The sequence below is a fragment of the Altererythrobacter sp. BO-6 genome (genome assembly GCF_011047315.1).
Taxonomy (GTDB): Bacteria; Pseudomonadota; Alphaproteobacteria; order Sphingomonadales; family Sphingomonadaceae; genus Erythrobacter.
Map to the genome: position 1 here is coordinate 271,047 of NZ_CP049259.1, position 18,659 is coordinate 289,705.

The following is an 18,659-nucleotide window of genomic DNA, read 5'->3' on the forward strand; positions in this document are numbered from 1 at the left end:
TCGTAGTTTCGTAGGCTTCGCGACGTTTTTTCAGCACTGCTGACAAACGGCTCGCGATCAGTGCACCCAGCCGCGACCGACTGATCAGCTTCATCAGCAGCCGCGCAGTCAGAGTGGTGACTCCGAAATCCGGGCTTTGAGCGTACCCAGCAAATAATCTGAAGACGGCCGAAGTGGCTTGACTGCCATTTTATGTTTCCATATTTTGATATTTATCGAAGTATTGGAGCACGTCATGCAAGCCGACCAAGTGATCCGCGCCCTGTCCGCCTTGGCACAGGAACATCGCCTCGCCGCATTCCGCCTGCTAGTGCAGGCAGGCGAGCAAGGTGTTGCCGCCGGGATGCTGGCTGAAAAGCTCGCCGTGCCTCCGTCTTCGATGAGCTTTCACCTTGCCCAGCTCGCCAATGCGGGTCTGGTCTCGCAACGGCGCGAAAGCCGCTCGATCATCTATTCGGCGGACTACGCCGCGATGAACGGCCTGATGGGCTACCTCACCGAAAACTGCTGCGGCGGCATGTCCTGTTCCGAAGATGCCGCCTGTCTTCCCTCTCCTGAAAGAAAGAGCGCCTGATGAAACGCTTCCATGTGCATGTCGGCGTGACCGACATCGACAGGTCCATTGCCTTCTATTCGAGCCTGTTCGGTGCCGAGCCTGCCGTGGTGAAGGCCGACTATGCCAAATGGATGCTCGATGACCCTCGCATCAACTTCGCGATCTCGATGCGCGAGAATGCGACCAAGGGCATCGAGCATGTCGGCTTGCAGGTCGAGGACAAAGCCGAACTCGAGGAGGTCTATGGCCGTCTCAAGGCCGCCGACCGTCCGGTGCTGGAAGAAGGCGCAACGACCTGCTGCTACGCGCAATCGGAGAAGAGCTGGATAGCCGATCCCGATGGCGTTGTGTGGGAAGCCTTCCTGACCGAAGGTGAGAGCACGACCTACGGGGGCAGTCCTGACTTCAATCAGCTCGCGTCCGCGAATGCCGCGTCGAGCGCTTGCTGCGCGCCACAGGTGGTTCCTGAGAAGACTTCCGGCTGCTGAGGAAATCCATGTCCGACCAACCGCTAAACGTGCTGTTCCTGTGCACGGGCAATTCCGCTCGCTCGATCCTGGGCGAAGCAATCCTCAACCATGACGGCGAGGGCCGCTTCAAGGCTTTCAGCGCTGGAAGCAATCCGACCGGCACGGTCAATCCGTGGGCTATCCATACGCTCAAGACCTTGGGCTATCCGGCAGAAGGCTATCGCTCGAAGAGCTGGAGCGAGTTTGCCGATGGCCAAGAGTTCGACCTGATCTTCACGGTCTGCGACAGCGCGGCGGCGGAAACCTGCCCGGTCTGGCCCGGACGCCCGACATCCGCACATTGGGGCATCCCAGACCCGGCATCGGTCGAGGGCAGTGATGCCGAGAAGGCAGCAGCCTTCCTTGATGCCTTCCGCATGCTCAAGCGGCGCATCGATCTGATGCTCGCGCTACCGATTGCCAGCCTGGAGCAGATCGTCTTGCGCGAAAGGCTGCAGGCCATCGGTAAACAGGCGGATCAGCAATGAGCGTTGCCGCTGCTGAAATCGATGCCCGCGCGGCGGGTCTCGGCCTGTTCGAGAAATGGCTCTCCGTTTGGGTGGGCACAGCCATCCTCACCGGAATTGCGCTTGGCAATGTTGCACCGGGTATCTTCGCTGCATTGGCAGCGGTCGAATATGCCTCGGTCAACCTCGTCGTGGCAGTGCTCATCTGGGCGATGATCTTCCCGATGATGGTAGCGGTCGATTTCGGAGCGGTTCGCCGCGTCGGAGACAAGCCCAAGGGGCTTATCATCACGCTGGTCGTAAACTGGTTCATCAAGCCGTTCACAATGGCGGCGCTTGGCGTGCTATTTTTCGAGATCGTCTTTGCCGGTCTGATCGAGCCTGCCGATGCGCAGCAGTATATCGCAGGTTTGATACTACTTGGCGCGGCACCCTGCACGGCGATGGTGTTCGTGTGGTCGCAACTCACCAAGGGCGATCCGGCGTATACGCTGGTGCAGGTCGCGGCGAACGATCTCATCATGATTGTCGCCTTCGCGCCAATCGTCGCGCTTCTGCTCGGCGTGACCGACATTGCGGTTCCTTGGGAGACGCTGCTGCTCTCGGTCGCACTCTATGTGGTCGTGCCGCTCGCGGCTGGAGCTTTCGTGCGGCATCGACTGCTCGAAACGCATGGCGGCGATGAAACGGCTGTGTCCGAGTTCACAGGACGGGTTAAGCCGCTCTCGATCGCCGGCCTACTGCTGACGGTGCTACTGCTGTTCGGCTTCCAGGCCGAAAACATCGTGGCGCGCCCGTTGCTGATCGCGCTGATCGCCGCGCCGATCATCGTCCAGAGTTATGGCATCTTCCTGATCGCCTATGGTTGGGCCAAGGCGTGGAAGGTGCCACATGCGGTAGCAGCCCCTTGCGCACTGATCGGCACATCAAACTTTTTCGAGTTGGCTGTTGCAGTAGCCATCGGATTGTTTGGGCTGGGTAGCGGAGCCGCCTTGGCAACGGTCGTCGGCGTGCTGGTCGAGGTGCCGGTGATGCTGTCGCTTGTGGCGATCGCAAATCGGACGCGAGGCAGCTTCCAGCCAAATTAGTCTAGGAGCCGAACGTCTGCTTTCCACCCAAAAGCGGGCACTAATGTAACGAGCGTAGCTTCCTAAGAGCGGATTTACCCCAACCGCGCCTCGATCGCATCCCAGATCATCCCCGGCGTATCGGTGCCGTTGAAGCGGTCGATCGCCATGATCCCGGTGGGTGAGGTCACGTTGATCTCGGTAAGGTACTTGCCCCCGATCACATCGATGCCAACGAACACCAGGCCAAGCCGCTTCAGTTCCGGCCCCATCGCCTCGCAAATTTCGCGCTCGGTGGCGGAGAGGTCGGTCGCCTCGGCGCTGCCGCCCATGGCCAGGTTACTGCGGAACTCGCCCTTGCCCGGCTTGCGGTTGATTGCGCCTGCCACCACGCCATCAACCAGCACGATCCGCTTGTCGCCTTCGGCCACTTCGGGAAGGAAAGGCTGGAGCATATGCGGCTCGGGCCAGGTCTGGTTGAACACTTCGAACAGCGCGGAAAGGTTCTCGCCGTTTTCCGGAATGCGGAAGATCGCCTTGCCGCCATTGCCGTGGATCGGCTTCATCCACGATCGCGCCATGCTGTTCCATGAAAGCGCGCGCTTCCTCCGCGCTGCGCGTCACCAGCGTGGGCGGCATGAAGCGGCGATAGTTGAGCACCATCACCTTTTCGGGCGCGTTGCGCACGCTGACCGGATCGTTGACCACCAGCGTTTCGTGCCTGATCCGCTCGAGCATGTGTGTTGCGGTGATATAGCCCATGTGGAACGGCGGATCCTGCCGCATCAGCACCACGTCGATATCCTTGCCGAGGTCAAGCCGGACGGGGGTGCCCTTGGTTACATGATCGCCTTCGATCCGCTGCACTTTCACCGGGAAGCAGGTCGCATGCAGCCGGTCCTCGGCATCGAGCGTCAGGCTTTCGACATGGTATTCATAGCAAATGTGCCCGCGCTTCTGTGCCGCTTCGATCAAGGCAAAGGACGGATCGCCCGCGATCTTGACGGTTTCGATCGGGTCCATCTGGACGGCTACTCTAAGGGTCATCGTTATTCCTTATCGGCCAGTGTCTCGACTTCGCTCGACACGAACGGATTTCCACGGCGGCCCCTAACCGTTCGTCTCGAGCCCAGTCGAGAGATGAACGGAAAACTCAAGGCATCCAGGCGTTGACGATGTGGCGTGGCAAGGCGCCGGGTGCAAGCAGGATCACGTCGATCCTGATATCCTCGCCGTCCTGCGCGTAATTGTGCGCGACGCATTCCACCGCATCGGCCACCCGGCGCAGCCGGTAGGCATCGATCGCATGATCGAGATCGGCCGCGCGCTGGCGCCACTTCACTTCGACGAAGGCGACCACCCCGCCCCGCTTGACGATCAGGTCAATCTCGCCGCGAGGGGTCTTGACCCGTTCGCCCAGCACGCGCCACCCTTTCAGTTTCAGCCAGGCAGCAGCGCGCCATTCACCCTTGCGCCCCTCGCGCTCCGCCTGCTGGCGGCTCATTCCCCCTTTGAGCTCCAGCGCGCGCGCATAGAGCGCCTTGCGGTCCAGCCCGGTGGCCTTGGCCACTTGCGCGGCCGCTTGGGAGGGCTTCAGATCAGACAGCGCCTCGCGCAGCAGCTCGTCGGGATCAGCTTCGGCGCTACCTTCCGCTGGCGGGCTGACCATCAGCACGATCTCCCCCTTGGGCGGATTGTCCTGATAATGAGCCGCTAGTTCGGAGGCAGAACCGGTGCGGCATTCCTCGTAAAGCTTGGTCAATTCGCGCGCGACCGCGACTTCGCGCGTGGGCCACAGCCCCGCAATCGCTTCGAGCGATTTCACCAGGCGCGGGCCGCTTTCGTAGAACACCAGCGTAGCTTCGACCCGCGCCAGCGCCTCCAGCGCTTCGCCGCGCGCCTTGTCCTTCACCGGCAGGAAGCCGGCAAACAGGAAGGCGTCGCTTGGCAGGCCCGACAGTGTCAGCCCGGCGATCGCCGCGCAGGCCCCGGGCAGGGTCGTGACCGGCACATCGGCCGTACGCGCCTCCCTCACCAGCCTGAAGCCCGGATCGGAAATCAGCGGCGTGCCCGCATCGCTGACCAGCACAATCGCCTCGCTTGCCGCACGCTCAACCAGCCTGTGCGTGGTCGCCTCGCTCGCATGATCGTCATAGCGCAACAGCGGCTTCGAAAAGCCCAGATGCTTCAGCAATTTGCCGGTCACCCGCGTATCTTCGCAGGCCACCGCATCGCAGCGCCTCAGCACATCGACGGCACGGAGCGTTATGTCGCCTAAATTGCCAATCGGCGTGGCAACGATATAGAGGCCGGGAGAGAGTGGTTCAGACAGGGCTGATTCAGGGGCGATGCTGTTCACGGCATGCTCTTTGGAGCAGCGGATATGGGGTCGGCAAGCATGAAGCGGAATTTGTTCAATCGGCGCAACCTTGTGGTCGGCGCGACGGCACTGTTCCTGGCGGGCTGCCAGGTCATCCCCAAGACCGGCCCGGCCGTGCCTGCGCCGACGCCTACCCCCACGCCGGAACCGAGCGCGACCACGCTGCCGACCGACGAAACGCGCCACCGCATCGCAATCCTTGTTCCTCTGAGCGGGCAGAACGGTGCGGTGGGCCAGTCGATCGCCAACGCCGCCAACATGGCGATCCTCGACACCAGCGCGGAAAACCTGCGGATCACGACCTATGATACGGCAGCGGGCGCGCGCGAGGCTGCCGCCAAGGCGATCGCCGATGGCAACCGGTTGATCCTGGGGCCGATGCTGTCGGACAACGTACCCGCCGTACTGGCCGTCACGCGCCGTGCTGGCGTGCCGCTGATCTCCTTCAGCAACAACACCACCGTCGCTGCGCAAGATGTGTTCGTGATGGGGCATATCCCCGAACAATCGATCGAACGTTCGGTCGCCTATGCCCGTTCGCGAGGGGCGAACAGTTTTGCGGCGCTCCTGCCGACCGGCGACTACGGCGACCGTGCCTCCAGCGCGCTCAACAATGCGCTGCGCAATTACGGCGGCCTGCTGCGGCGGACCGAACGTTATGATCGCGGCAGCAGCGCGGTGATCGGTGCGGCCAATCGCCTGCGCGAGGGCGGCGGCTATGACACCGTGCTGATCGCCGATGGCGTCCAGCTGGCGGCTCAGGGTGCCAGCGCGTTGAAGGAAGGCGGCGCGAACCCGCGCATCGTGGGAACCGAGCTGTGGAGCGGCGAAAGCGCCGTCACCCGCACCAGCGCGCTGCGCGGGGCGCTGTTCTCCGCCGTCTCTAACCAGCGCTTCCAGCGCTTCCGCGACAGCTATCAGAACCGTTTCGGCTCTGCCCCCTATCGCATTTCCACGCTGGGGTATGACGCCGTGCTGCTGACCCTGCGGGTCGCGCGCGAATGGCGCGTCGGGCGGCCATTTCCAGTCGGAAGCCTTACCGCCAGCGACGGTTTCCTTGGCCTTGACGGCGCGTTCCGTTTCGGCACCAACGGCGTGATCGAACGGGCGATGGAAGTGCGTGAAGTGCAGGCGAGCGATGTCGTGGTGGTCGATCCGGCGCCCGCCCGCTTCGGCGACTGAGCAAAACCTTTCCGCCCTGCTTGTCGGCGCGATGACGCGCGGCATATAGGCTCAAGCCATGTCCGACGATCTGTTCGAAAACACGCCTGCATCGAGCGGCGATTACGATTCCTCCTCCATCGAGGTGCTGGAGGGGCTTGAGCCCGTCCGCCGCCGCCCCGGCATGTATATCGGCGGGACGGACGATCGCGCGCTGCACCACTTGGCCGCCGAAGTGCTAGACAATTCGATGGACGAGGCGGTCGCGGGCCACGCCAGCCGCATCGAGGTGCGGCTCGACGAGGGCAACCGCCTGTCGATCAGCGACAATGGCCGCGGCATCCCGGTTGACGAACATCCCAAGTTTCCCGGCAAATCGACGCTGGAAGTGATCCTTTCCACACTCCACTCGGGCGGCAAGTTCTCCGGCAAGGCCTATGCCACCAGCGGCGGCCTGCACGGCGTGGGCGTGAGCGTGGTCAACGCGCTGTCCAGCCACACCAGGGTAGAAGTCGCGCGCGACCGGCAGCTCTATGCGCAGGAATTCGGCAAGGGGCAGACGCTCGGCCCGCTGGAACAGCTCGGCCCGACTCCTAACCGGCGCGGCACCACAGTCAGCTTCACCCCCGATCCGGAAATTTTCGGTGACAGGCAGTTCAAGCCCGCACGGCTGTTCAAACTGGCGCGCTCCAAGGCCTATCTGTTCGCGGGCGTCGAAATCCGCTGGAAATGCGCGGCATCGCTCGCCAGCGAGGATGTGCCGGAAGAGGCGGTGTTCAAATTCCCGGGCGGCCTGGCCGATCACCTGGCCGAACAGATCGGCACGCGCGAATGCGTGACCGCGCAGCCCTTCACCGGCAGCCAGGATTTCCCCGAGGAAAAGGGCCGGGTTGAATGGGCGATCGCCTGGCCGCTGTGGTCCGATGGTTCGACCAGCTGGTACTGCAACACCGTGCCCACTCCCGATGGCGGCACGCATGAGCAAGGCCTGCGTTCGGCCCTGACCAAGGCATTGCGCGCATTCGGCGAGCTGACCGGGCAGAAGAAGGCGAAGGACATCACCGCCGATGACGTGATGACCGGCTGCGAGGTGATGCTGAGCGTCTTCATCCGCGATCCGCAGTTCCAGAGCCAGACCAAGGACCGGCTCACCTCGCCCGAAGCCGCGCGGCTCGTCGAAAACGCGGTGCGCGATCATTTCGACCACTTCCTCACCGCCAATATGGAGCGCGGCCGCGCGCTGCTGGGCAGCGTGATGGAGCGCATGGACGAGCGGCTCAAGCGCAAGCAGGAACGCGAGATCAAGCGCAAGACCGCCACCAACGCCAAGAAGCTGCGCCTGCCCGGCAAGCTGACCGATTGCAGCGGCGAAGGCGAGCGCGAGACCGAACTGTTCATCGTCGAAGGGGATTCAGCCGGCGGCAGCGCCAAGCAGGCGCGCGACCGCAAGAGCCAGGCGATCCTGCCGATCCGCGGCAAGATCCTCAACGTCGCCAGCGCCACCGCCGACAAGATCCGCGCCAACCAGGAAATCGCCGACCTGTCGCTGGCCTTGGGATGCGGCACCCGCAAGGACTGCGATCCGCAGAACCTGCGCTATGACCGCATCATCATCATGACCGACGCCGATGTCGACGGGGCGCATATCGCCACACTGCTGATGACGTTCTTCTTCCAGGAAATGGCCGAGGTGGTGCGAGGCGGATATCTCTATCTGGCGCAGCCGCCGCTCTACAAGCTGACCAGTGGCAAGGAGACGCGCTACGCCCGGGACGACGCGCACCGCGCCGAGCTGGAAGAAAGCGTGTTCAAGGGCAAGAAGGTAGAGGTCAGCCGGTTCAAGGGCCTGGGGGAAATGAACCCGCAGCAGCTGCGCGAAACGACCATGAACCCCGAAACGCGCTCGCTGATCCGCATCACCCTGCCGCTGGAATTCGAACAGCGCGCCACTGTCGCCAGGCTGGTCGACGAGCTGATGGGGCGCAATCCGGAACACCGCTTCAACTTCATCCAGAACCACGCTGGCGACGTGGATCGCGAAATGATCGATGCTTGATCCTTTTCCTTCCCCCAAGGGAGAAGAACGAGCGGAATAGCCGCTAACCCACCGCCTCCGTATGAATATGCAAGTGCCCCGATAGTGTCCGGTGCACCGGGCATTTGTCGGCGATTTCCATCAGCTTGGCGCGCCGTTCCTCGTCCAGCGCATCGCCCAATAGTTCGATCTTGCGATAGAGCGCCTGCACCGCTTCGCCATCGTCGAGCGCGTGGCCTGAATCCTCGGCATGGTCGCGCTCATGCGTCAGGTGCACGCGCGCACCGGCGAAGGGCCATTGCTTGCGATCGGCATACATCTTCATCGTCATCGCGGTGCAGGTGCCCAGCGCCGCCAGCAGCAGGTCGTAAGGCGTCGGCCCGGTATCGTCCCCGCCATATGACAGGGGTTCGTCAGCTACAAAGCGATGGCTCACCGTATGCACCTCGGTGCCGAATTTGCCGTTGCCGGTCTGCACCACCACGCCTTCTTCGGGCATCGGCAGCGCCTCCTTATTCGGCAGGTAACGCCCCGCCCAGGCCGCAATCATGCGCGCAGCGAATTTCGCATCATCCTCGTCGAGCAGCAGGTGATCCGCGCCCGCCAGGCTGACGAAACTCTTGGGATGCTTCGCCGCATCGAACAGCTTTCCGGCATGCGCGATACCGACGATCTCGTCGGTCGGGGCGTGCATGATCATCAGCGGCACGCGCAGCTTGCCCATCTGCTCAACCAGGTTGATGGCACGGGTCGCTTCCAGAAACTCGCGGCCAAGCAGGAACGATCGCCCGCCGATGGTAACCTCGCCCTGCCCGTCGCGCTCGATTGCCTCAAGATCACCCTTGATGTTGTGCAGCACATGCGGGACGTCGCTCGGCGCACCGATGGTCGCGACTGCCGCCACCTTGTCCCGGCCCAGCTCGCTTGCCGCCGCCAGTACCGCAGCCCCGCCCAGGCTATGCCCCACCAGCAGGATCTGGCAGTCAAACCGGCCGATCAGGTACTCGGCCGAGGCGATCAGGTCTTCGACATCGCTGGCAAAACCGGCGCGGCCGAATTCGCCCTGGCTTGCGCCCAACCCGGTAAAGTCGAACCGCAGCGAGGCGATCCCTTCGCGCGCCAGCGCACGCGTGACCGCGGTCGCCGCCTTCGATTGCTTGGTGCAGGTGAAGCAATGCGCGAACAGTGCAGCGCCGCGCACCAGCCCGCTTGGCAGTTCGAGCGCACCGGAGAGTTCATGTCCTTCGCTGGTTGTGATCTTCAGGCTTTCGGTCGGCATGGCGGGTCTCCCGTTGCGGATTTCGTCCTGCCTAGCTGATCCGTTACCCGAAGGCGAACATGCGGCACACGTGCATCTGGATTTTCCTACCCGGCCATGGACCGCTATGTTGCAGGTTACCCGCCAGGATCGGAGCAGGTCATAAGTGGAAAGTGACACAGAAAGACGGCAAAATCCGCGTAATGCTCTGAACTACATTGCAATTCTGGCTAAACGGAGTTTTTCAAAAGGGTACGTTCGGTGTTCCATCGCCCCTCCAAAACGCTAGCTTACGCAGCGTCACCCTTGCGCGCGAAGCCAGCGTAACTTAACGCCCGCGGAAAGTTTCAAGGAAAGACCTATGACCGAGCAACCGCAGCGTTTTGAAGGCACCAGCTCCTATATCGCGACCGAGGACCTCAAGGTCGCCGTGAACGCCGCAGTCACGCTGCGCCGTCCGCTGCTGGTCAAGGGCGAGCCCGGCACCGGCAAGACTGTGCTGGCGCATGAAATCGCTCAGGCGATCAATGCGCCGCTGATCGAATGGAACGTCAAGTCGACCACCAAGGCGCAGCAGGGTCTTTATGAGTATGACGCGGTTGCTCGCCTGCGCGATGGCCAGTTGGGTGATGAGCGCGTCCACGACATTCGCAACTACATCAAGCGGGGCAAGCTGTGGGAGGCGTTCACCTCGCCAGAGCTGCCGGTGCTACTGATCGACGAGATCGACAAGGCCGATATCGAGTTTCCCAACGACCTGCTGCAAGAGCTCGACCGGATGAGCTTCGATGTTTACGAGACGCAGGAGCGGATCGAGGCGAAGGAGCGCCCGATCGTGGTGATCACGTCGAACAACGAGAAGGAACTGCCCGACGCATTCCTGCGCCGCTGTTTCTTCCATTACATCAAGTTCCCCGATCGCGAGACCATGCGCGACATCATCGAGGTGCACTATCCGGGGATCCAGAAGAACCTCGTCAGCAAGGCGATGGATATCTTCTACGAGCTGCGAGAGGTGCCGGGCCTGAAGAAAAAGCCTTCGACCAGCGAATTGCTCGACTGGCTGAAGCTGCTGCTCAACGAAGATATGCCGCTCGACGTGCTGCAGGACAAGAACCCGACGAGCGCGATCCCGCCGCTGCACGGCGCGCTGCTGAAGAACGAGCAGGACGTGATGATGTTCGAACGGCTTGCCTTCATGGCGCGCCGGAACCCGAGCTGAGCACACCCTCATGAAGCTGGGCGATCACCGGCTAACGCTGCTGTTCTTCGCGCTGACGATTGGCGTGTTCCTCGTCATGGGCAGCTATTTCCCGAAGGAGCTTGCGGTCCCGCTGGAAGGAAGCGCCATCCGTCCCGTGCTGCTGCTGGAATTCGCCAGTCAGCCATCGCACCTCGTCAATATTTTCGGCGAGGCAAACGATCCCCCTGCGCGCGGCGCGGATTGAGGGCATGAACACCGGCAATGCGCTCGATTACCTGCTGATGCCAGCCTATGGCCTGCTGACGCTGAGCTTCTTTTTCGGTGTCGCGCGCGAACTGGACGCGCCGGTGTGGCGACTTTTCGGGTGGATGGGCGTGGTCGCGGCGCTGTCTGACGCAGTCGAAAACGCGATCATGTTCCAGATGGTGAGCGATTTCGTGTCGGGTGCCGACATGCTCGGCGAAATGGCCGTACTGCCCTATCCCGTCTGGCTGAAGTTCGGCCTGCTCGCTGCCAGCTGCGGCGGCGCGGCATGGGCGTTCATCATCATGCGGCGGTATTTGCTCGCCTTGCTGTGCCTGCCCGCGCCGCTGCTGTTCGTGCCCGGCCTGCTCGATCCGTTCGGCCTGGCGCCGAGCACGACCACGACCATCGGGCTGGGTTGGCTGGCGATGGCACTCCATGCCGGCACGCGCTGGTATGGCGCGCGGGGCATGGCTGCAGCGGCCTAGTCGAAGCTGTAGGCGAGTTCGAAGTCGCCCCAGCGGCGCCCGTTGATTATCAGCGGAACATAGACATTGCGGACGACTTCATAGCGCTGGCCGTCACCCTCTTGCCGGTAGACCGCCATCATGTAGGGATCGGTACTCTTCTTGGCGGCCAGATCGCACCCGTCGAGGATGATCCGCCCGTTGCGGCAATGCTTGGTGTCATGCGCCAGATCGCCGGTCGGCTTGCGCGAACGATCGGTGGTGTGCGTGGGCAGGAAACCGTTCATGTCGTTGCACGAACACATGCGAATGAAACCGCCCTCAGCCACCATGGCGTCGAAAATGGGGCGCCAGTTCGCATCCGCCCAGTCGCTAAGCCTGGTGCGGTACAATTGCGGCTTGGTGCCGGGAACTTCGCGATAGTCCGGGTCAAACAGGTCCGCTTCGCGGAGTTTGCCCGAAGAAATCGCATCTTCCGCCACCTTGGCGACACGGCGGGCGACCTCTTGCGCTCGCTCCACCTGTGCGCTGTCTTCGGGCGAGAGCCCTGCCTTCACGATCCGATCGAACATCTCGCTTGCGGTAAGCTCCAGCTCTTCCATGCGTTCATGCGCCCTGTGGAGCTTGCCTTCGTTATCGAGCGCTGCCTTGTCGAAGCTGTCCAGCACGTCTTGCACCCGTGCAACATGATCGCTGATCGTGGTGGTCGAACGAGCAATCTGGTCGTTCTGCTTGTCGACTTCCTCGACCAGTTCACCGACCCCGACAATGGTCCGCTCGATCTGTGCAACGGAGGCTTTCGCTTGCCCGCTCGCCTTCGAACCGGCTTCGATCCGCTCGATGACCTGTGCGGCCTCTCCGCCAAGGGCATCGATCGTTGCGGTGATCTCTTCGGTCGCCTTGCGCGTATCGTTGGCAAGGCTCTTCACTTCGCCGGCGACAACCGCAAAAGTCCGTCCCGCATCCCCGGCACGCATGGCTTCGATCGTCGCGTTGAGCGCGAGGATATTGGTGGTTTCCGCGATCTGCTCGATGTCCTTCGAACTGCGCCGTACCTGCTCCATCGCTGCGGCGAAACTGGTGACGTGCTGGCCCAGCGCCTCGACCAGTTCGAGCAGGGAGTTGATCTGGCCAAGCGAGGAATGGATCAGCGCTGTCCCCTCGCCCAGGCGCTCGATCGCGCGTTCCGACAGGAGTCGCGCCTCGTCGCTAGCTTCGGCGACCTTGGCCTGATCTGCCTCCAACGCAGAGACCGTGCCGCGCAGCGCGGTGTGCTCTGCCCGCAAGGCTTCGGACGATTTGATCACCGCCTCGACAATCCCGGCGACATCGGTGCAACCGACAGTAACATCGCCGCAACTCTCGGGAATCTTGTCGAGCGCGGTGGCATTGGCAGTATCGATGGTGATCGGCTTCATTCGGCGCGGTTCCTGAAATGCACGTGAAACCGAGGTAACCCGACGTGGTTAGCAACCGGTTAAATTCGCTAGGGGAATTGACAAAGGCTGGCGCGTTGCAAATCGCAACGCTAATAGTGTGTCATGTTCTTCAATTTCGTCGATGAATTGCGCGCCGCGGGCATTCCCGCCAGCTTCAAGGAGCACCTCACTCTGCTTGAGGCGCTCGACAAGGACGTGATCGAGCAAACGCCCGAAGCGTTCTATTACCTGTCGCGGGCGACTTTCGTGAAAGACGAGGGACTGATCGACCGCTTCGACCAGGTGTTCAACAAGGTCTTCAAAGGCATCCTCAGCGATTACGGCCAGAACCCGGTCGACATCCCGGAAGACTGGCTGAAGGCTGTGGCTGAGAAATTCCTTTCCGAAGAGGAGATGGAGAAGATCAAGTCCCTGGGTGACTGGGATGAGATCATGGAGACGCTCAAGAAGCGGCTCGAAGAGCAGGAAAAGCGCCACCAGGGCGGCAACAAGTGGATCGGCACGGGCGGCACATCGCCCTTCGGTAACTCCGGTTACAATCCGGAAGGCGTGCGGATCGGCGGGGAATCCAAGCACAAGCGTGCGATCAAGGTGTGGGAAAAGCGCGAATTCAAGAACCTCGACAACACCAAGGAACTGGGAACCCGCAACATCAAGATGGCGCTGCGCCGCCTGCGTCGCTTCGCGCGCGAAGGTGCAGCGGACGAGCTGGACCTTGATGCAACCATCGAGGGCACCGCCAAGCAAGGCTGGCTCGACATCCACATGCGGCCGGAGCGGCACAATGCGGTGAAACTGCTGCTGTTCCTCGATGTCGGCGGGTCGATGGATCCCTTCATCAAGCTGTGCGAAGAGCTGTTCAGCGCGGCCAATGCCGAATTCAAGAACCTTGAGTTCTTCTATTTCCACAACTGCCTTTACGAAGGCGTGTGGAAAGACAACAAGCGTCGATGGCAGGAACGCACCAAGACCTGGGACGTGCTCCACAAATACGGGCATGACTACAAGGTAATCTTCGTTGGCGATGCGGCGATGAGCCCATACGAAATCACCCATCCTGGCGGCAGTGTGGAGCATATGAACGAGGAAGCCGGTGCGATCTGGATGCAGCGTGTGGTCAACACTTATCCGGCGACCGTCTGGCTCAACCCGGTGCCCGAGAAGCAATGGGGCTATTCACAGAGCACCAAGATGCTCAAGCAGCTGGTGAATGACCGGATGTATCCGCTGACGCTTGACGGTCTGGACGACGCCATGCGCGAACTGAGCCGGAAGCAGGGGCATTGATCTCCGCACGATGAAGCGCATCGCAATCCGTTCTTTGCAGGCCTTCGGCGTGCTGGTCTGCGGTGCGAGTGTCATATTCGCCGCCTTGGTCCTTTGGCCGCAAGCCGCCGCGCCGCTTCCGGCCAAGCACGATATCGTGCTGATCGACGGCGCAAGCATTGTCGACGTCGAAAGCGGCACCGCGGGCTCACCCACGCGCATATTGGTGCGAGAGGGCGAGATCATCGCAATCGATCCGAATTTGACCGCGCCAGCCAATGCACACAGGATTGATGCCTCTGGACAATGGGTGATGCCAGGTCTTTGGGACATGCATAGCCACAGCTGGCAAGTTTCGCCGCAATTGCATTTGCCGCTTCAGCTCGCGCATGGCGTAACCAGTGTCCGTGACATGATGGGATGTCCTGAGGACGAAGATCCGCTGGTCGCTTGCCATGAAGACAAGCGCCGTTGGTCCGATCTTGCCGAGAATGGAACCATGGCCAGTCCGCGCTTTGTTGCCGATGCTAGCTTTTTTTACGAGGATGCCTCGCTTGGCCCTGGTGCAGTGCGCGAGCGCGTTCGGAGCGATAAGTCGCGCGGCATAACCCTGCTTAAGGTCTACAACCGGCTATCGGCATCCGCCTATGACGCGCTGGTTGAGTCCGGAGCAGAGCATGATTTGGCGATCGTTGGACATTTGCCAAAGTCTGTTGCGCTCGACCATGCCGTTTCCAGCAAACAGCGCAGTTTCGAGCATGGGCGGATATTCATCGAAGGCTGCTTCGCAGATGCGGCCCTATGGCGCGCCGGGGCGTTCGACGACCTAGCTAGGCCCGTCGTGCTGCATCGCATGCTGGAGCGCCGCGATGCCGCCTATTGCGAAACGCAAATGGCACGAATGGCGCAGCAGGAGCTGGCATTCGTTCCGACACTGGTCACGCGTGAGGAGGATGCGCGTGCTGACGAACCGGCATTCATGCAGGATCCGCGCCTGGAGTTTGCTGACCCCCTATCGCGCTGGGCCTATGGAGACGATGCCGGAAGCACCCTTGAAACATATGCCAGCGCACAGGATCGCACATTGCTGGATCGCGCCTTGCAGCAAGCCAAGGCCGACACGCTGGCGGCCTATCGCGCGGGCGTCCCGGTTTTCGCAGGGAGCGACACAATCATTGCCGGTCCTCGCCTGCATGACGAATTAGCTCTTCTGGCCGATGCCGGTCTGAGCAACGCCGAGGTCCTTCGCGCTGCTACGCTTGATCCGGCGCGCTTTATGGGCCGCGAGGAAAGTTTGGGCTCAATCGAAGTGGGCAAGCGGGCCGATCTGATACTGCTATCAGCCCACCCGCTGGCCGATATCCGCAATGCCCAAAAAATCGCCGGCGTAATGTTGAACGGGCATTACTTTGGCGCGACCAAGCTGACAGAATTGAAGCAGTTCGTCATCCGGCAAGCCAACCATCCGGCCAACTGGGCGCGCATGGTGTGGGGTTTCCTGACCAGTCCGGTCGGCTCAAGTCTGTAACTTTCAGGTCCTACCAGGGCAATTCTTCACCAAGCAGATTGAAGAAGCAGCCACTGTGGTCCGGCCCCATGCCTGCGATCACTTCGCGCTGCCTCCGGACGCTTTCCGCAACATCCCAGATCGCGTTCTCTCCGCCCATATCGGTCTTGGTCCAGCCAGGTGACAGGGCGACAACGCTAATGCCCTCTTTGCCAAGGTCGATCGCCAGCCCACGCGTGAGCATGTTGAGCGCTGTCTTGCTGGTGCGGTAGCCGTGTGTGCCGCCCATGGTGTTGCCGGCGATCGAAGCCAGATCGGAACTCATCATGACTACGAGCTTGCGATGCCCCAGCGCCAGGTTCGGCTGAAGCGCGGCGACCATGCGCATGGGGGCGTAGAGGTTCACCTCCATCGCCTGGCGCCATTGATCGAAATCGATCGAGCCGAATTGCTGCGAGGCATCGTCTGCCTGCCAGCTGCGCTGCCCCATATAGCCCGCGTTGTTGATCAGGATATCGATCGGAACGCCTGCTAGCGCGGCTTGCAATTGGTCCACCGAATGATCGGAGGTCACGTCAAGCGAGCTTACCGTTAGCCGGTCGCCAAAAGTCCCGGAAAGCGCCTTCAGCTCTGTCGCGCGTTCGGGCTGGCGGCAGCAGGCGATGACCTGGTCCCCCGCTGCCAATGCCTGTCGCGCGTGCTCCAGCCCGATACCCCGATTGGCGCCCGTGATCAGCGTGGTTTGCATAAGCCTTCCCTACGATGCCGATCGATCAAGCGATAGTGTCCGCACGTGCATTAGCGAGAAAATGTACTGCTACATCTCCGGGTTGGACCGGGGCTCAGCCGGCTTGTAAAATGCATACTGCAGAGATTTATCAACTGGATCGGGATTGAAGGAATGCTTCGGAATGCATTGAGCGGTTTTGCGATCGGGCTCACGCTTGTCGCTTTGCCCGCATCGGCGCAGGAGACGAAGGAGGCCAAGGCCGACAAGGCGACCAGTGCAGTCGCGGAGTCCTGGCTGGGCCAATCGGCGGCGCACCTGCTGGTGCAATGGCCGGTCGATACCGGCTTTACCCAGGCTGAGAACGAAGCCACGGGCGAAACCTTTTACACCTATCACTTCGGTCGAAACGCCTATTCCTATGACAATCCGATCACGTCCCAGCAGATGGTGGGCATTCATCGGCAAGGCAATGTCGATACGCCAATCTACCAGAATACGGTGGTCGGTTACGAAAAGATCGACGTCCCCTACCAGCACCACTGCACGATCACCTTCGCCGCGAACGAGGACGGAATCATCCATCGTTACGCTTACAACGGCGTCGCTTGCCGCCCGCATGTAAAGAGTTGGGGCCGCCCCAAGGCCCGTAAATCGAAGTAACCCCCTCTCCGGAGCCCGATATAATGTTCAAATTCAAGCCCCTGCTCGTCGCGCTTGCAGCAGCGCATTTGCTTGCTGCCGCCCCAGCCGTCGCCAAAGAACGCACCGGTGTAGTGACCGCTATGGAACCGATCGAGAACCGCGGCGCGGACGAGACTGAAGGCACCAAGAAGAAGCGCAGCATGGGCCTTGCCGCGGGTAACATCGCCGGGATCGTGGGCGGGGTGAAGGTCGGTGGCAAAGTTGGCATGGCAGCCATGGCTGCCGGCGGGCGTATCGGGCGCGAGGTCGCACTGGTTGGCGATGATCCGGAATCGACCCAGTACATGGTCACCGTGAAGCTTGACGACGGAAAAACGCTCAACTTGGCGCGCTACCGGGTCAATCTCGAAGGTGTAGAGGTCGGCACCCGCGTGCTCGTACGCGGTAAAGGCAGCGAAGCGAGCATCGAGCCGCTTGGCGAAGAAGGCAAGACGGCGCCGACGGAATAAGCCGTCGGCTGCTGCGCAGCCCTAGTAGAGCAGCAAGTCCCGAACCTCGGCGATCCAGGCCGCTTCGTCGGCTGACGTGAGCGCGTCGAGGTCGTCAGGCCGGGTAGCCGGATCATCGACCCACTCGCGCAGTGCAGGGCCGCCGTTGATCACATCGATCGCGAGCCGCTCCAGCTCGTACTCATAGGGAAAATCCCGCCACAGATCGTAATCCGGATAGAGCCGCCGGATCGCCTTGAACGCCAGCGCCTGCAGCCGCCAGGGGCGGAATGCCTCATGCGTATAGAACGCGCCTTCTGCGTGGATCATCAGTGCGTTGCATAGCTTTCCTGCATGCTTGTGAAAGGTCGGTTCGAACCAGCATTCGCGGATGGCGCAGCCTGCCAGCCAATCGGGCGCTAACCGATGCATTTCAGCAAGTACCGCTTTCGCATCCACATCGGGCGCGCCGAACAGCACCTCGAGCGGGCGAGTAGTGCCCCGGCCCTCGCTGAGCGTCGTGCCTTCGAGCATGACGGTGCCGGCATAGGCCCGCGCCATATTCACATTGGCCGCATTGGGCGACGGATTGATCCAGATCCGCGACGTGGGCCAGCCGCTCCCTTCCCCATCCGGTTCCCACCCCTGCATCTCGATCACACGATAGTCGACGTCGATCCCGAAGTGGCGAATGAACCAGTGGCCCATTTCGCCCATGGTCAGGCCGTGGCGCATCGGCATCGGCGCAGCTCCCACGAAACTCTCCTGCCCGGGCACCAGCAAGGTTCCCTCAACCGGTCGCCCCGCGGGGTTGGGCCGATCGAGCACCCACACGCTTTTTCCCGATTTCGCCGCCTCTTCCAGCAGGTAGAGCAGCGTGGTGACAAAGGTGTAGATGCGGCAGCCGAGGTCTTGCAGGTCGAACAGGAACACATCCGCGCTGGACATCATCTGCCCAGTCGGGCGGCGTACCTCGCCATAAAGCGAGAAGATCGGGATGCCATAATGCGGATCGGTTTCGTCCGCGGTCTCGACCATATTGTCCTGCTTGTCGCCCTTGAGCCCGTGCTGCGGGCCGAATGCGCTGGTAACATTCACACCCGCCGCGATCAGCGCATCAAGGCTATGCGTAAGGTTGGCGGTGACAGAGGCAGGATGCGCGACCAGCGCCACACGCCTTCCGTCAAGCGCGCGCAGCAGTAGAGGGTCGCCAAGAAGGCGGTCGATCCCGAATTGCACG

General features: G+C 61.8%; 18 protein-coding genes and 2 pseudogenes. 13 read left to right on the forward strand and 7 right to left on the reverse strand.

The window, feature by feature from the left end:
- Positions 1–235 precede the first annotated feature (235 nt).
- From G6N82_RS01280 to arsB, 4 genes are read left to right on the forward strand one after another with little or no spacing between them, the layout of a single operon-like run.
- On the forward strand, positions 236–574 hold the full coding sequence (locus tag G6N82_RS01280; RefSeq protein WP_165197835.1) for a metalloregulator ArsR/SmtB family transcription factor: 339 nt from the start codon (positions 236–238) through the stop codon (positions 572–574).
- Positions 574–1,044, forward strand: coding sequence for an ArsI/CadI family heavy metal resistance metalloenzyme (locus tag G6N82_RS01285; protein ID WP_165192979.1), 471 nt, complete (start codon positions 574–576; stop codon positions 1,042–1,044). The genes G6N82_RS01280 and G6N82_RS01285 overlap by 1 nt, the downstream gene beginning before the upstream one ends.
- A gap of 8 nt (positions 1,045–1,052) precedes the next feature.
- Positions 1,053–1,553, forward strand: a complete 501-nt coding sequence (locus tag G6N82_RS01290) for an arsenate reductase ArsC (RefSeq protein ID WP_165192981.1) — start codon at positions 1,053–1,055, stop codon at positions 1,551–1,553.
- A complete protein-coding gene (gene arsB, locus G6N82_RS01295; RefSeq protein ID WP_165192983.1) occupies positions 1,550–2,620 on the forward strand; it encodes an ACR3 family arsenite efflux transporter in 1,071 nt (356 codons plus the stop codon). The genes G6N82_RS01290 and arsB overlap by 4 nt, the downstream gene beginning before the upstream one ends.
- 74 nt (positions 2,621–2,694) lie before the next feature.
- Here the strand turns inward: arsB and gshB are convergent.
- From gshB to rsmI, 3 genes and pseudogenes are all read right to left on the reverse strand, one after another.
- Positions 2,695–3,646 (reverse strand): annotated as a pseudogene (gshB, locus tag G6N82_RS01300) (glutathione synthase).
- Between the two features lie 106 nt (positions 3,647–3,752).
- Positions 3,753–4,103, reverse strand: coding sequence for a YraN family protein (locus G6N82_RS14910; RefSeq protein WP_241255279.1), 351 nt, complete (start codon positions 4,101–4,103; stop codon positions 3,753–3,755).
- A 6-nt stretch (positions 4,104–4,109) separates the two neighbouring features.
- Positions 4,110–4,931: pseudogene (rsmI, locus tag G6N82_RS01305) on the reverse strand (16S rRNA (cytidine(1402)-2'-O)-methyltransferase); the annotation flags it as partial.
- A gap of 66 nt (positions 4,932–4,997) precedes the next feature.
- On the opposite strand from rsmI, the gene G6N82_RS01310 reads away from it, so the two are divergent.
- Together G6N82_RS01310 and parE are read left to right on the forward strand one after the other, a co-directional pair.
- Positions 4,998–6,161: a penicillin-binding protein activator gene (locus G6N82_RS01310; RefSeq protein ID WP_165192987.1), complete on the forward strand. Its 1,164-nt coding sequence runs from the start codon at positions 4,998–5,000 to the stop codon at positions 6,159–6,161.
- 58 nt (positions 6,162–6,219) lie between these two features.
- Positions 6,220–8,196, forward strand: coding sequence for a DNA topoisomerase IV subunit B (gene parE / locus G6N82_RS01315; RefSeq protein ID WP_165192989.1), 1,977 nt, complete (start codon positions 6,220–6,222; stop codon positions 8,194–8,196).
- A gap of 43 nt (positions 8,197–8,239) precedes the next feature.
- On the opposite strand, the gene G6N82_RS01320 is transcribed toward parE, so the two are convergent.
- Entirely contained in the window at positions 8,240–9,454 is a 1,215-nt protein-coding gene (locus G6N82_RS01320) for a bifunctional alpha/beta hydrolase/OsmC family protein (protein ID WP_165192991.1), read from the reverse strand.
- A gap of 340 nt (positions 9,455–9,794) precedes the next feature.
- Here G6N82_RS01320 and G6N82_RS01325 point away from each other — a divergent pair, with 340 nt between their 5' ends.
- The 3 genes from G6N82_RS01325 to G6N82_RS01335 are packed head-to-tail and all read left to right on the forward strand — an operon-like array spanning position 9,795 to position 11,368.
- Positions 9,795–10,655 carry a MoxR family ATPase gene (locus tag G6N82_RS01325; protein ID WP_165192993.1) on the forward strand — a complete coding sequence of 287 codons (861 nt, stop codon included), beginning with the start codon at positions 9,795–9,797 and terminating at the stop codon, positions 10,653–10,655.
- Positions 10,656–10,665: 10 nt separating this feature from the next.
- Positions 10,666–10,881 carry a hypothetical protein gene (locus G6N82_RS01330; protein ID WP_165192995.1) on the forward strand — a complete coding sequence of 72 codons (216 nt, stop codon included), beginning with the start codon at positions 10,666–10,668 and terminating at the stop codon, positions 10,879–10,881.
- 4 nt (positions 10,882–10,885) lie between these two features.
- Entirely contained in the window at positions 10,886–11,368 is a 483-nt protein-coding gene (locus tag G6N82_RS01335; RefSeq protein WP_165192997.1) for a hypothetical protein, read from the forward strand.
- On the opposite strand, the gene G6N82_RS01340 is transcribed toward G6N82_RS01335, so the two are convergent.
- Positions 11,365–12,765: a methyl-accepting chemotaxis protein gene (locus G6N82_RS01340; protein WP_165192999.1), complete on the reverse strand. Its 1,401-nt coding sequence runs from the start codon at positions 12,763–12,765 to the stop codon at positions 11,365–11,367. The genes G6N82_RS01335 and G6N82_RS01340 overlap by 4 nt on opposite strands.
- Before the next feature lie 123 nt (positions 12,766–12,888).
- Between G6N82_RS01340 and G6N82_RS01345 the strand changes: the two genes are divergently transcribed.
- On the forward strand, positions 12,889–14,073 hold the full coding sequence (locus tag G6N82_RS01345) for a VWA domain-containing protein (protein WP_165193001.1): 1,185 nt from the start codon (positions 12,889–12,891) through the stop codon (positions 14,071–14,073).
- A 10-nt stretch (positions 14,074–14,083) separates the two neighbouring features.
- The gene (locus G6N82_RS01350; RefSeq protein ID WP_165193003.1) at positions 14,084–15,580 is read left to right on the forward strand and encodes an amidohydrolase family protein; all 1,497 of its coding nucleotides are present in this window, start codon (positions 14,084–14,086) and stop codon (positions 15,578–15,580) included.
- A 10-nt stretch (positions 15,581–15,590) separates the two neighbouring features.
- Here G6N82_RS01350 and G6N82_RS01355 read toward each other — a convergent pair whose 3' ends face one another.
- On the reverse strand, positions 15,591–16,307 hold the full coding sequence (locus tag G6N82_RS01355) for an SDR family oxidoreductase (RefSeq protein ID WP_165193005.1): 717 nt from the start codon (positions 16,305–16,307) through the stop codon (positions 15,591–15,593).
- A 153-nt stretch (positions 16,308–16,460) separates the two neighbouring features.
- Between G6N82_RS01355 and G6N82_RS01360 the strand changes: the two genes are divergently transcribed.
- Positions 16,461–16,949, forward strand: a complete 489-nt coding sequence (locus G6N82_RS01360) for a hypothetical protein (protein ID WP_165193007.1) — start codon at positions 16,461–16,463, stop codon at positions 16,947–16,949.
- A gap of 23 nt (positions 16,950–16,972) precedes the next feature.
- The gene (locus G6N82_RS01365) at positions 16,973–17,440 is read left to right on the forward strand and encodes a hypothetical protein (protein WP_165193009.1); all 468 of its coding nucleotides are present in this window, start codon (positions 16,973–16,975) and stop codon (positions 17,438–17,440) included.
- A 21-nt stretch (positions 17,441–17,461) separates the two neighbouring features.
- Here the strand turns inward: G6N82_RS01365 and G6N82_RS01370 are convergent, their stop codons facing one another.
- Entirely contained in the window at positions 17,462–18,658 is a 1,197-nt protein-coding gene (locus G6N82_RS01370; RefSeq protein ID WP_165197837.1) for a DUF1343 domain-containing protein, read from the reverse strand.
- Position 18,659: the final 1 nt, after the last annotated feature.

Excerpts from the sequence above, each read along its gene's own strand:
- G6N82_RS01290 (WP_165192981.1), top strand. The coding sequence starts at position 1,053 with ATGTCCGACCAACCGCTAAACGTGCTGTTCCTGTGCACGGGCAATTCC.
- G6N82_RS01365 (WP_165193009.1), top strand. The coding sequence starts at position 16,973 with ATGTTCAAATTCAAGCCCCTGCTCGTCGCGCTTGCAGCAGCGCATTTG.
- G6N82_RS01280 (WP_165197835.1), top strand. The coding sequence starts at position 236 with ATGCAAGCCGACCAAGTGATCCGCGCCCTGTCCGCCTTGGCACAGGAA.
- G6N82_RS01345 (WP_165193001.1), top strand. The coding sequence starts at position 12,889 with ATGTTCTTCAATTTCGTCGATGAATTGCGCGCCGCGGGCATTCCCGCC.
- G6N82_RS01360 (WP_165193007.1), top strand. The coding sequence starts at position 16,461 with ATGCTTCGGAATGCATTGAGCGGTTTTGCGATCGGGCTCACGCTTGTC.
- G6N82_RS01320 (WP_165192991.1), bottom strand. The coding sequence starts at position 9,454 with ATGCCGACCGAAAGCCTGAAGATCACAACCAGCGAAGGACATGAACTC.
- G6N82_RS14910 (WP_241255279.1), bottom strand. The coding sequence starts at position 4,103 with ATGAGCCGCCAGCAGGCGGAGCGCGAGGGGCGCAAGGGTGAATGGCGC.
- G6N82_RS01330 (WP_165192995.1), top strand. The coding sequence starts at position 10,666 with ATGAAGCTGGGCGATCACCGGCTAACGCTGCTGTTCTTCGCGCTGACG.
- arsB (WP_165192983.1), top strand. The coding sequence starts at position 1,550 with ATGAGCGTTGCCGCTGCTGAAATCGATGCCCGCGCGGCGGGTCTCGGC.
- G6N82_RS01335 (WP_165192997.1), top strand. The coding sequence starts at position 10,886 with ATGAACACCGGCAATGCGCTCGATTACCTGCTGATGCCAGCCTATGGC.
- parE (WP_165192989.1), top strand. The coding sequence starts at position 6,220 with ATGTCCGACGATCTGTTCGAAAACACGCCTGCATCGAGCGGCGATTAC.
- G6N82_RS01285 (WP_165192979.1), top strand. The coding sequence starts at position 574 with ATGAAACGCTTCCATGTGCATGTCGGCGTGACCGACATCGACAGGTCC.
- G6N82_RS01310 (WP_165192987.1), top strand. The coding sequence starts at position 4,998 with ATGAAGCGGAATTTGTTCAATCGGCGCAACCTTGTGGTCGGCGCGACG.
- G6N82_RS01350 (WP_165193003.1), top strand. The coding sequence starts at position 14,084 with ATGAAGCGCATCGCAATCCGTTCTTTGCAGGCCTTCGGCGTGCTGGTC.
- G6N82_RS01325 (WP_165192993.1), top strand. The coding sequence starts at position 9,795 with ATGACCGAGCAACCGCAGCGTTTTGAAGGCACCAGCTCCTATATCGCG.
- G6N82_RS01340 (WP_165192999.1), bottom strand. The coding sequence starts at position 12,765 with ATGAAGCCGATCACCATCGATACTGCCAATGCCACCGCGCTCGACAAG.
- G6N82_RS01355 (WP_165193005.1), bottom strand. The coding sequence starts at position 16,307 with ATGCAAACCACGCTGATCACGGGCGCCAATCGGGGTATCGGGCTGGAG.